This window comes from Parasediminibacterium schistidii (genome assembly GCF_046546515.1).
Classification (GTDB): domain Bacteria; phylum Bacteroidota; class Bacteroidia; order Chitinophagales; family Chitinophagaceae; genus Parasediminibacterium.
Window position 1 is genome coordinate 93,766 of sequence record NZ_JBKHKJ010000014.1, and the last position, 12,546, is coordinate 106,311.

General features: G+C 40.3%; 12 protein-coding genes. 7 read left to right on the forward strand and 5 right to left on the reverse strand.

Translation table 11 applies throughout. The annotated features are described in order from the left end of the window. Positions 1–15 precede the first annotated feature (15 nt). The 3 genes from ACHFIY_RS09935 to ACHFIY_RS09945 all read right to left on the reverse strand — a co-directional run bounded on the left by ACHFIY_RS09935 (position 16) and on the right by ACHFIY_RS09945 (position 2,232). Positions 16–384, reverse strand: coding sequence for a hypothetical protein (locus tag ACHFIY_RS09935; protein WP_410845932.1), 369 nt, complete (start codon positions 382–384; stop codon positions 16–18). Between the two features lie 300 nt (positions 385–684). After that, on the reverse strand, positions 685–906 hold the full coding sequence (locus tag ACHFIY_RS09940) for a hypothetical protein (RefSeq protein WP_410845933.1): 222 nt from the start codon (positions 904–906) through the stop codon (positions 685–687). A gap of 237 nt (positions 907–1,143) precedes the next feature. Beyond that, positions 1,144–2,232, reverse strand: a complete 1,089-nt coding sequence (locus ACHFIY_RS09945; RefSeq protein WP_410845934.1) for a choice-of-anchor V domain-containing protein — start codon at positions 2,230–2,232, stop codon at positions 1,144–1,146. 538 nt (positions 2,233–2,770) lie between these two features. Between ACHFIY_RS09945 and ACHFIY_RS09950 the strand changes: the two genes are divergently transcribed. From ACHFIY_RS09950 to ACHFIY_RS09960, 3 genes are all read left to right on the forward strand, one after another. Next, positions 2,771–3,184, forward strand: coding sequence for an SRPBCC family protein (locus ACHFIY_RS09950; RefSeq protein ID WP_410845935.1), 414 nt, complete (start codon positions 2,771–2,773; stop codon positions 3,182–3,184). A gap of 105 nt (positions 3,185–3,289) precedes the next feature. Beyond that, the gene (locus tag ACHFIY_RS09955; protein WP_410845936.1) at positions 3,290–3,679 is read left to right on the forward strand and encodes a DoxX family protein; all 390 of its coding nucleotides are present in this window, start codon (positions 3,290–3,292) and stop codon (positions 3,677–3,679) included. A gap of 62 nt (positions 3,680–3,741) precedes the next feature. Beyond that, on the forward strand, positions 3,742–4,179 hold the full coding sequence (locus tag ACHFIY_RS09960) for a VOC family protein (RefSeq protein ID WP_410845937.1): 438 nt from the start codon (positions 3,742–3,744) through the stop codon (positions 4,177–4,179). 68 nt (positions 4,180–4,247) lie between these two features. Here the strand turns inward: ACHFIY_RS09960 and ACHFIY_RS09965 are convergent, their stop codons facing one another. Together ACHFIY_RS09965 and ACHFIY_RS09970 are read right to left on the reverse strand one after the other, a co-directional pair. Beyond that, positions 4,248–4,694: an SRPBCC domain-containing protein gene (locus ACHFIY_RS09965; protein WP_410845938.1), complete on the reverse strand. Its 447-nt coding sequence runs from the start codon at positions 4,692–4,694 to the stop codon at positions 4,248–4,250. 70 nt (positions 4,695–4,764) lie between these two features. After that, entirely contained in the window at positions 4,765–5,592 is an 828-nt protein-coding gene (locus ACHFIY_RS09970) for a DUF6597 domain-containing transcriptional factor (protein WP_410845939.1), read from the reverse strand. Positions 5,593–5,821: 229 nt separating this feature from the next. On the opposite strand from ACHFIY_RS09970, the gene ACHFIY_RS09975 reads away from it, so the two are divergent. From ACHFIY_RS09975 to ACHFIY_RS09990, 4 genes are all read left to right on the forward strand, one after another. Continuing rightward, positions 5,822–7,411, forward strand: coding sequence for a peptide chain release factor 3 (locus ACHFIY_RS09975; RefSeq protein WP_410845940.1), 1,590 nt, complete (start codon positions 5,822–5,824; stop codon positions 7,409–7,411). Between the two features lie 111 nt (positions 7,412–7,522). Beyond that, positions 7,523–8,833: a 4Fe-4S dicluster domain-containing protein gene (locus ACHFIY_RS09980; RefSeq protein WP_410845941.1), complete on the forward strand. Its 1,311-nt coding sequence runs from the start codon at positions 7,523–7,525 to the stop codon at positions 8,831–8,833. A gap of 115 nt (positions 8,834–8,948) precedes the next feature. Continuing rightward, positions 8,949–9,989: an oxygen-dependent tRNA uridine(34) hydroxylase TrhO gene (gene trhO, locus ACHFIY_RS09985; RefSeq protein ID WP_410845942.1), complete on the forward strand. Its 1,041-nt coding sequence runs from the start codon at positions 8,949–8,951 to the stop codon at positions 9,987–9,989. 256 nt (positions 9,990–10,245) lie between these two features. Beyond that, the gene (locus ACHFIY_RS09990) at positions 10,246–12,543 is read left to right on the forward strand and encodes a hypothetical protein (protein ID WP_410845943.1); all 2,298 of its coding nucleotides are present in this window, start codon (positions 10,246–10,248) and stop codon (positions 12,541–12,543) included. Positions 12,544–12,546 lie beyond the last annotated feature (3 nt).

Below are 12,546 nucleotides of genomic sequence, written 5' to 3' on the forward strand. Positions count from 1 at the left end.
TTTTAGTATTTTATTTTATTGTGGTAAGCCCTTATTGATCCAAGCACTTATTTTATTGATGTTGCAAGCACTCAATTTGCTTGCACTTTTAGGCATTGGGTTAGATGTCCAATTTATATCACTTTGCAGTACACCAGGGTTTGAGGTGATATAGGTTTTCAGCATATCATAGCTATCGTACTGGTATCCGCCTCCATTGTTGGCAGACCCACTATGGCAGGAATAGCAATTCTGGCTAATAATAGCTTGTATGTCTTTGCTGTAAGTAACAGAAGTAGTGTCGCAAACAGCCGCTGCCGCATTGGGGTTTATTACATCGGCTTTGTCGTAATAACACCCAGCTATGCAAAAGCAAGCAATAGCAAAAAAGATTATTTTTTTCATAAATAATTTTAAAAATTTTAGTAAGCTTATTTGCCATAGAGGCGGGAAAACACAAAGAAGCACCTTTTAATAATAGTTATATTATAATTTATAACATAACCATTATATACGCTAAATGTGTTTTTTTAGTTGCCTCACTTAAAGATGGATTTTTACAGGGTATGTTGAGGAAATGCAAGCGTCGGCATCTTTAATTTTCAAATTGTAAATAATTGTATCAAGCCGTGCAAATGAATCTGGCAAGGCTTTCCAGCTTTTTCCACCATCAATACTGCCTAAATAGGGCTTTTTGCCACTCCCTTAAATATTGAGGGTATCAATAATAATGTAGCCGGATGTATGCACCGGCAAAGAGGGGTCAGTACCATAGTCAAATATGGAGTGATCGCTTGCCGTGTCTAAAGTAAAGTCTTTTCCAAGGCACTTGTCCAATACACCAGCCTCGTGCTTGCAGGAAATGCCAAAAACAATAGCCAACAACACTGTAGGCCATGCAAATAAGTTTCTTTTTCTTGCTGCCATTTATAGTTTTTTATATGGAATGATCAAAAGCAATTATTCACCACATAGACACATAGTACACAATGGATTCAGGACAAGGGTTGCCAACCTTCAAAAGGTTGGCAACCCTACTATAATGCCATACGGTCAAAAAGAAAGAACCTGATTTATATTATCCTATACCTTTTAACCTTCTTCTTCTTTGTGCTTTTTCGTATTTTTGTGCCTTTTTGGCAAAAAAACATTGCTAATATGGTATTATTCTAGCGCCAAAGTAATCCTTTGTACAATGGTATTGCCACTAGAAACTACCACGTAGTAAATGCAATGAGCCGATATATTGCCCACTTTTAAACTCAAGCTATTAGCGCCCTCAATTACATTGTAAGCAGTAGTAGAAATCTTTTTGCCCGCTATATCTACAACCTGTAAGCTAATGCTGCCCGATTTTGCTGCTGTATATTTCAATTTCAAGTCTTGTCCAGCTTTTATTGGGTTGGGATATACATTGGTAATAGCATTTTTAGACGCTTGCAAAGATACTGATTGCAAAGTTGAATAAGTGCTGCTACCATCCTTATCTACTATTTTCAATCGGTAATAAACTGTGCCGTGGAAAGTACTTGCGTCATCTATATAAGAATACGCAATTGTAGCAGAAGAGTTGCCTGCGGCTGATACTTTTCCGACAAAAGTGAAAGTGGCACCGTCAATACTTTTTTCTATTTCAAAATAATCTGAGTTTATTTCAGTAGCAGTTACCCAGCTTACTTTGGCTTTTGTGCCTAGGGCAACAACACCAAAGGAAGCCAATTTTACTGGCGTAGGCAAGGCAACAGTAGTTGTAAATGTGCTGCTGTAGCATTTGTCGCCACTAGAGCTACCATTGTTATTGGCACAAAGGCCAGCAAATTTAAAAGCAACAGTGCCCGGAGTATTAGGTGCAGTCCAGGTAATATTATCGAAGGCATAACTAGTTGCTGTTAAAACAGGAGCAGACGTTCCATGGTGCACATTGAGGGCCGCAGTGCCTGAAATTGCGGCATTAGGATTTGTAGTAGCAAAAGCACCTTTGGCAGCACTCATGTCAAAACCCCAGCGTTTTCCTCCAGGGTCCGAAAGGGTAATGGTAACAGGGTAAGCAGTTCCAACAATAGTTGTGGCTGGTATGCCCGTAAGCACAATAGATCCAGCAGTGCCTTTGGCATGGCAACTTTGGCATCCGCCGCTGTAGCCTGTTACAGAATTGCCATTAATGTAAGAGACCCTTTTAGGGCTACGGATAGAAGATGTCCCTATTACGATAAAAAGGGAAGCAGAAACAAATACTAATAGCGTTTTTCTCATTGCTGTTTTATTTAATGTATAAAAAAACTTGGGTTGAAGGTATGTTTATAAGGGTACGCCAACGATTACTTTACTTTTGATAGTGATAATGCCCTATTTATTGTAATATATAGTTTATAAAAAATCCAACTAATTTATCCTGTAATACTAATCACATTTGCATTTACTGGAACTATATATTTTTTAATGCTAAATTGAGTTGGCGGTATCAAGATTGCTAACTTATTGCGTTCCATAACAGGCCTATTCTGTACTTATTATCAATGTTGCAACTTTATAAAATAAAGCCCAACTAGATAAAGAGGCTTTATTTAAAGGTAACGTTGCCTATATAATATTAAATTATAATTAAAATGGTAGTTGAGCTCAGCTATTTGAATAAAACGAGCAGATTGGGAACTGTTTTAACTTAAAAGGCATAACTATTGTGTATTGTGCTTTATTTGTGTTCTTCACGGTTGAATATTTTTTTAATGAACATGGCTGTGGAGCGTTATTTTTGAAAACGTTATTTATCAATTAACCATAAAAAAATAAAATGAGCCATTCAAAAATCACGTTGCAAGCAACTGTAGGCGCAGGCATTAAGAAAGTTTGGGATTATTACACTAACCCAACGCATATCATCCATTGGAATTTTGCCGACCCAAGCTGGCATTGCCCAAGTGCAGCAAACGATATGCGCATAGGCGGTACCTACAAGGCAAGGATGGAAGCCAAAGATGGAAGCTTTGGGTTTGACTTTGAAGCTATCTATACTGAAATGACAGAAGGCAAACATTTTACCTATGGCTTTGGTGGCAGGTCTGCCACAGTTCAATTCAACGATTCGGATGGCAAAACTGAGGTAGTGGTAACCTTTGATGCTGAAAATGAAAACCCCATCGAGATGCAAAAAGGAGGGTGGCAAGCTATTTTGAATAATTTTAAAAGCTATACTCAAAACAACTAAACTATTTGACGATGCCTCGTGTACCATGTGTTTCTTAATTCTTTGTGTACTTTGTAGCAAAAACTATTTAGAGCAAGATTTAGAATAACTTAAAAAATAAAAAAAATGAAAAGTTCAATCAAAAGCAAAGTATTATTTGTGTTCGCCCTCCTTTTTGGTTTAATGTTTATCAATGCGGGGCTGAACAAATTTTTTAATTATATGCCTATGCCGTCGAACCTGCCACCCAAAATGATAAAAGCAATGGCTGCATTTATGGAAATTGGCTGGCTGATGCCGCTAATAGGCGCTGCAGAAATAATTGGCGGGGGTTTAATTATTTTACCAAAAACAAGGGCGTTAGGCGCATTAATTATTTTCCCCGTTATGGTGGGCATAGTACTAACCAATATTGTTCAAGATACCAGTGGCTTGCCAATAGCGTTGGTGTTTAGCATTATCCTGATTTGGATAATGATAGAAAACAGGGCGAAATATTTGCCATTGCTAGGGTAAAATTAGTATCCTTAAAAATTTAGAATAACGAATAAAATAAATAAATTAAAAAAATAGAAATCATGGCACTTATCAATCCCCACATTAATTTCAATGGAAATGCCGAGGAAGCATTCAATTTTTATAAATCTGTATTTGGAGGGGAATTCGCAAAGATTATGCGCTTTAAAGATTTAGCAAGCGCTGAATATCCCATAGCAGAAAGTGAAGCAAATAAAATAATGCACATTGCCTTGCCTATTGGCAAAAATATTTTAATGGCAAATGACGTTCCAGAAAGAATGGGTAGGGTAAATGAAAATGAAAACAGGTCTAAAATAGCTGTTAGTGCAGAAAGCCGTGAGGAAGCCGATAAGTTATTTAATGGGCTTTCAGCAGGCGGAGATGTTGAAGTGCCTATTAGCGACAGCCCTTGGGGTTCGTATTTTGGGATGTTTAGGGATAAATACGGGATTGAATGGATGGTCGATTTTGACCCGAATTATAAGGGAAACATATAGGCAACAAACGACAGGTACATAGCTTTCTGCCTCACAGTTTTTTAACTGCAAGGCATGGCAAGGGATTTTTATTTTTTCTTCTGTGGTTCTCCATGCCCTTCGGTAATCAATTTAAACAAACTTCCCTTTATATATTGATCCCAACCTTTTACGCACATATCATAACATTCTATTGCCGGAACTAAACCGATATGGTTAAACGTAATTTGGGTTGAATTTCCTTCTGTTGTAAGGTCAAAACTTATTTTTGTGTTTGTCCATTCGTGTTTGTCCGTTAGCCAAGGCAGGTAGCAGTCTGTTACCAGCCACACTACTTTTTTGTTTGCGATAACTTCAACTAATTGGTGTGTTACAAAAGAATCATTCCCAAAAATGACTTTAAAAACATCATTCAATTTTTCGGAATTACCTTCTATATTTTCTGACCACCATTTTGACACGCTTTTGATGGCATCGAATACTTTGCTTGCAGGTTGGCTTACCAGGATGGTAGCGGCGTAATTTTTATTTTCCATTTTGTTTGCTTTTAAAATTTACACAAAGAATGGAATAGTTTTTCTAATGGCGTTGTAAAAATCGGAAGTGCTATTCTTTATAAAACAGTTTTCCAAAATCGTTTGCTTTGTTTTCAAAACCTGTATAAGATAAGCCTGTAAACCGCTTGAATTCTTTAATAAAATGTGATTGGTCGTAATAGAAATCGTAAAAATCATTTTTCATAAACGATAGCTCGTCATTGTTGGCTACCGCATTATAATATTGTTTGAAACGGATAATGGTAGATAAGTTTTTGGGGCTAATGCCGAGTTTGTCGGTAAATTTCATATGTAACCATCGGCTGCTATAGCCTGTTTTCTTCTCCAATTCTTTGATAGTGATTTTTCCTTTTGATGATATGATTTTAGATACGGAATATTCAAAAATAGCATCATTATCCTGTAGCGATAATTGATTCAGCAAAAACTGTTGCAATAAGGCCACTTTGCCTTCAATGCCTTCAATATTGCACATTTGCTCTTCCAATTGTTTGGCAACAATGCCAATTATATCTTTGAGTGGGTAGATTTGGTTTTGAATATCGCTTAGCCGCATCCTGAAAAAACGGTAAGCCCCTTGTGGGCTAAACTCTGCACAAAGTGTTCCTGTGGCAGTATCTTCTGCAACATCTAATATTACAGGCACATCTATCAATCCCGTTAAACTAATAGTCTGTTCTTTTGAAGCAAATAACCGCCCGTTCACCGTAGGAACAATGCCATTGCGGAATGCGACTGTCAATTTAATGTTTCCATTAGGTACCACCAATTTCAAATCTTCAGCGGGCATCCTTCCGCTGCTTTCAAATAACCACATCTTTTCAATATAACCTTTTAGCAAAGGATGTGGTTCAATATGTTGAAATCGCATTTGCATTGTACTTCTGTAAGGTAAAAATTGGGCGTAGGGAATTTATAAAATAGGTAACTCAAAATTAAGCGAAAGTTTCTTCTAAAGAAAAACTTTTGAAAATACCAAATCCTCTGAATTCCATTCAGACTGCAAATAATAGTCCTCACAAATAACCCTCACAAATCATCCTCTAGTCAAGTATATTTGCGGCTTTCGTGCCTACGGGCAGCATTATAAATGATTAATTGAGAAAATGAAGTTTGAGAAGGAGATAAACCGCCGTAAAACATTTGCCATTATATCCCACCCGGATGCGGGTAAAACAACACTGACGGAAAAGTTGTTGTTGTTTGGAGGTGCAATACAAACGGCGGGGGCTGTAAAAAGCAACAAGATAAAAAAACACGCAACGAGTGATTTCATGGAAATTGAGCGGCAGCGTGGTATCAGCGTTGCCACGAGTGTGATGACGTTTGAGTACGAAGGATTTTTGATAAACCTATTGGACACGCCAGGCCACAAAGATTTTGCGGAAGATACCTACCGTACCCTTACGGCAGTAGATTCTGTAATATTGGTGATTGACAGTGTGAACGGGGTGGAAGACCAAACCCGCCGACTGATGGAAGTGTGCCGTATGCGGGACACACCTGTAATTGTATTCGTAAACAAAATGGACCGGGATGGCAAAAACCCTTTTTACCTGTTAGAAGAAATAGAAAACGAACTAAAATTATCCCTGCACCCAATGACCTGGCCTATTAACAGCGGCAAGGATTTTAAAGGGGTATATAATTTATCGAACAAAAGCCTGCGTTTGTTTGCAGCCAGCACAAAAGGGGAGGAGGACGAAACCACCGTTGCCATTTCTGATTTGAAAGATACCATTCTGGAAGCTAAAATTGGCGATAGGGATGCAAGCCAACTGCGTGAAGATGTGGAATTGATAGATGGTGTGTATGGGCAACTGAATAATGAAGAATACCTAACTGGAAAGGTAGCCCCTGTGTTTTTTGGAAGTGCGGTAAACAATTTTGGCGTGCAGGAAATGCTGGATACATTCATTAAAATTGCACCCGTGCCGCGCAGCAGGGAAACTTCTGAACGCTTGGTGGATGTTGGGGAAGATAAATTCAGCGGATTTATTTTTAAAATCCACGCCAACCTAGATCCTAAGCATCGGGACAGGATTGCCTTCCTTCGTGTGTGCAGCGGCCGCTTTGAGCGTAATAAATATTTCCACCATGTACGGCTGGACAAAGACATGCGTTTCAGTAACCCTTATTCATTTCTTGCCCGCAGTAAGGATGTTATAGACGATGCTTATCCAGGAGATGTTGTTGGTTTGTTCGATACAGGCAACTTTAAAATTGGCGATACGTTGACAGAAGGGGAAGATTTTTATTTCACTGGCATCCCCACGTTCTCGCCAGAGATATTCAAGGAATTGGTGAACAAAGACCCGATGAAAACCAAGCAATTGGAAAAAGGCATTAGCCAGTTGACTGATGAAGGGGTAGCACAGTTGTTTACCCAGTTTGGCGGCAACAAAAAAATCATTGGTTGCGTGGGCGATCTTCAATTTGAAGTAATCCAGTACCGCTTACTACAGGAATACGGAGCCGCTTGCGAATTCCGTACCATGCCTTTTTACAAAGCCTGCTGGCTTACCAGCAAAAACACTGCGAAGTTGGAAGACTTTCTCCGCTTCAAGCAACAAAACAGTGCTGCCGACAAAGACGGCAACCCGGTTTACCTTGCGAACAGCGAATGGTTTTTAAACACGGAAATTACTAATAACCCTGATATTGAGTTTCATTTTAGTAGCGAGGTGCATAAATAGGATACTGTATTCTCATATCGTATTTTTTACGCACACGGTAAAACTTGTACCTTAGCGGTGTTTCAGTTTTTTTATTATAGTAAGCATTCATTCATTAACCAGTTTATATAAATGCTCCAACAAATTGCTTTTATAGTACTTGCTGCTGTTTCCATATATCTATTTTCCAAAAAAGCAAGGGAAATAAAAAGGAATATTTTTTTAGGGAAAGATGAAAACCTAAACGACAACCCAAAACTGCGCTGGAAAAACCTTTTGCTGTTGGCTTTTGGGCAGAAAAAAATGTTTAAAAAACCATTGGTTGCTGTAATGCACCTTGTTATTTATGCTGGGTTTATAATTATTAATATAGAAATTGTAGAAATCATATTAGATGGTTTATTGGGCAGCCACCGCTTGTTTGCCCCATTTTTAGGTATTGTGTATGCTGGGCTAATTAACTTTTTTGAAATACTAGCCACTGGCGTAATCATTGTCTGCATCGTTTTCTTTTGCAGGCGCAATATGCTGAAACTAAAACGTTTTACGAGTAAAGACCTAAATGGCTGGCCAAGAAGCGATGCCGACTATATACTGGCAACAGAAATTGTATTAATGAGCCTTTTCCTTACCATGAATGCGGCAGACACATTGCTTCAGGAAAGGGGGGTAGAGCATTATTCCCATTATATTACTGGAAATTTTGTATGCTCGTCCTTGTTTCATACTTTATTAAATGGTGTTAGTAGCAATGGATTAATTGTACTGGAAAGAGTGTGCTGGTGGCTGCATATAACAGGTATTTTTGCTTTTTTAAATTACCTGCCCTATAGCAAGCACCTGCATATTGTGCTAGCTTTTCCCAATGCCTATTTTGCAAGGCTGGTGCCACAGGGTAAAATGGCGAATATGCCTGCTATCCAAAACGAAGTACTTTATGCCATGCAGCCCGAGCTTGCCCCCGCCGATGCACCCCCTTCAGCTAGTTTTGGTGCTAAGGACGTGGCAGACCTAAGCTGGAAAAACCTGCTGGATGCGTATAGCTGCACGGAATGTGGCCGCTGCACTGCAGAATGCCCAGCCAACATCACTGGCAAGCTCCTTAGCCCCCGTGCCATCATGATGAAAACAAGGGATAGGCTGGAAGAAGTGGGCAAAAACATCAACCAAAACAAAGAATGGCAGCCAGACAATAAAAGCCTGCTGCACGACTATATTACTATGGAAGAGCTAAGGGCCTGCACAACCTGCAATGCCTGCGTGGAAGCCTGCCCTGTGAGCATTTCCCCATTAGACATTATTATAGAACTACGCAGGAACCTGATAATGGAAGAAAGCAATGCCCCGCAAGAATGGAACGGCACTTTTAGCAACATAGAAAACAACTTTGCCCCTTGGAAATTTAGCCCTAATGACAGGGACAAATGGATGGAGGAATTGTAAACTAATGTTTTAATGATTTGCATGATTTGTTTTTCGCCATCATACCAATTTTTATTTACTTTGTACTTTAAATTTTACCTGCCCTGCAAGCAGGTTTATAAAATTTATTGAGAATATGGAACCATTGTACAATCGTGTAAGCAGCGAATTGCTAAAGCAACGTATGCTTGAAGAAACTGAACCCCGCACCACCATTAGCTTTTACCATTATTTTCATGTAGAAAACCCGAAAGATTTTAGGGATTTCCTGTACCTGCACTTAAATGAAATAGGTGTGTTTGGCCGAGTTTACATTGCACAAGAGGGCATCAATGCACAAATAAGCGTGCCTGCCTGTAATTTCGAGGCTTTCAAAAGTTTTTTGTATTCCATTGCGGCACTAAATGGTATCCGTCTGAACATTGCAGTAGATGATGACGGTAAGAGTTTTTGGGTGTTGAAAATAAAAGTCCGTGAAAAAATAGTGGCCGATGGCATAACAGACGATGCTTTCAGCATGGAAAAGAAAGGGCTGTATGTGAATGCCGAGCAAATGAACCATTTGCTAGAAAAAAAAGAAACAGTGGTGATAGACATGCGCAACCACTACGAATACGAAGTTGGCCATTTTGAAAACGCCTTGGAAATACCATCCGACACTTTCAGAGAGCAGCTGCCTATGGCGGTTGACATGATGAAAGGGAAGGAAGACAAGAACATTATCATGTACTGCACTGGGGGCATACGCTGCGAAAAAGCAAGTGCCTATATGCTGCACAAAGGGTTTAAAAACGTATTCCATTTGGAAGGGGGTATTATTAACTATGCCCAGCAAGTAAAAAAAGCAGGGCTGCCCAGCAAGTTTATTGGCAAGAACTTTGTATTCGATAATCGCCTTGGCGAGCGGGTAACAGACGATGTGATAGCCCATTGCCACCAATGCGGCCAACCAGCCGACACGCACACCAACTGCAAGAATGATGGCTGCCACCTATTGTTTATACAATGTGCAAGCTGTGCAGAAGCCTACACTGGTTGCTGCTCTACCGAATGCCAAACCATTTATCAATTGCCCGAAGAAGAACAAAAAGCTATCCGATCCGGGGTGGATAAAGGTAATGTGGTATTCAACAAAGCCAAATCTAGGCTACGCCCAAGGCTAGAAGACCGTTTATAGTTCACCGTTGACAGTGAACCGTTAATAGGCAACTCTAACTAGTGGCTAGTTTTATTAACCGTAAAAGTGTGGTCTTTATATAGCTTAGTTGTTACGAATAAATACAGGGTAGTCTGTAAACGGTTTATTGTCAACTGTCAACCGTTCACGGTGGACTGTCAACAGTGAAAGGATTAAACGTTATATCATTGTAAAAGTTTTCTTACTTGCTTTTGATGGAACACCATTTGCTAACCTAAAAGCAAAACCCTGTACAATGAAAAATATATGGCGGATAATAATATTAATGGCGGTGGCAATAGGATTTGCGATTGTGGTGGCTAATGCGCAAAGCAGTTGGCCAAAGGAAATACCATTGGATAATGGTGGAAAAATTATCATTTATCAACCGCAGCCAGAAAGCTTGAATGGCGACATACTTGCTGCTAGGGCAGCAGTATCTATTGCCAAAACATCTTCAGACGACCCAACTTTTGGAGCACTTTGGTTTGATGCCACTTTGCAGACAGACAAAGACAGCAGGACAGCCACTTTGGAAAGCTTAAACATAAAACAAGCAAAGTTCCCAGGCATACAAGACCAGCAGCAATTGCTACAATACACACAAAAGGTACAATCGGAAGTGCCAAAATGGAACATGCAGTTTTCTTTGGATCAATTGCTTACGTCTATTGAGCAAACAAAACAATTAACCGACCCCAATTTAAAGAACGATGCTCCTAATATTATTTATAAAAACACACCAACAACTTTAGTCATTATTGATGGTGAACCCAAGCTACAGCTAGACAAGCAAAGCAATTTGCAAAAAGTGGTAAACACCCCTTCTACTATTGTGCTTAGCCCAGACGATAATATGTATTATTTATACGGTGGAGGATTGTGGTACAAGTCGAAAAATATACTAAATGGCTGGAGCAATGCCACCAGCTTGCCTGTAAAAATCCAGCAGTTGGACTTGCAGATACAACAGCAGCAGAAAAAAAACAACGACAGCAATGCAACAGATAAGCCCGTAACGCCTACCGATATATTGATAAGCACAGTGCCTGCCGAATTAATCCAGACAGAAGGTTCGCCAACTTACCAAACGGTAGAAGGTACTAATTTGTTGTATGTAAATAATAGCTTGAACGACATTTTTAAAGACATCAACACCCAGCAGAATTATATATTAATATCGGGCAGGTGGTACACTTCTACTTCTTTAAGTGGGGGGTGGCAATATGTGCCTGCAGATAAATTACCAGCCGATTTTGCCAAGATACCAGAAGGCACAGAAAAGGACGGCGTGCTATCTAGCGTAGCCGGTACCAGCGCCGCCAACGAAGCCTTGATGGATGCGCAAATACCCCAGACTGCAAAAATAGACAGGGCAACGGCTACCACCATTGTTACTTATGATGGCAGCCCTGTATTTAACCCTATCCAAGGCACTAATTTGAATGTGGCTGAGAATAGCAGCATAACTGTGCTGAAATCAAATGGGAATTATTATGCAGTTGACAATGGGGTTTGGTATGTTAGCAATAGGCCAAACGGCCCATGGCAGGTTTCTACAGACAGGCCAGCTGATGTAAACAATATCCCTCCAGACAACATGGCTTACAATGTGAAGTATGTATATGTCTATGATTACACCCCCGATTATGTATATGCTGGCTACACGCCGGGCTATTTAGGGTGCTATAGTTATGGGCCTACCGTGGTTTGGGGCACAGGCTATTATTACCGGCCATGGTATAGGCACACCTATTACCCACGCGCATATACTTGGGGTTTTGGCATGGCGTACAATCCATGGACAGGCTGGAACATAGGCTATACATCTGGCTATAGCCTAGGGTGGCATTATTACGACCGCAATCCTTATTGCAGTGGCTGGTTTGGGCCACGTGCTTATAGGCCACCATACAGGCAATGGGGCTATAATGGCGGGTTTTATGGCAGAAGGGAAGTAGTGCTTGCACAGCCAAACATCCGGGTAAACAGGCCTATTAATATCGTAGCAAATACCCCCCGCCCAAGAAGGGAGATTTATATAAACAATGACCATAAGATAAATTTGTACAACCGTGTACAAGGTGCTAGGACTGTGGATGTAAACCACAGGGCAACCCCAGGCATATATAATGCCCCTAATACTAAGCCGGTAACACCACGCCTTACATTAAATAGGCCACAAGTTTGGCAAGTGCAGGGAGTTAACAAAAATGCTCCACAAACCCCCAATAGCCGCCCATTTGCTAGGCCTAGCTCACAAATGAACAATGTGGCTGCCGACCAGCAAGGCAATATTTATAAAAAAGACAATGAGGGGTGGAAACAAAGGGACAACAGCAACTGGAAACCCGCTACGCCTACACCAGACATGAACAGGGTACAACAACAGCGGGAAAGAGGCGGGAACAGGGAGCAATACTACCAACGTTCTCAACCAGTTACAAATAACATACCTTATACCAGGCCTGCCCCTGTACCAAGAATGCAACAAGTGCCGCCGCAGCAGCCGCAGCGTTCAAGTTGTAATGGTGGTGGGAGGAGAAGGGATTAGTTA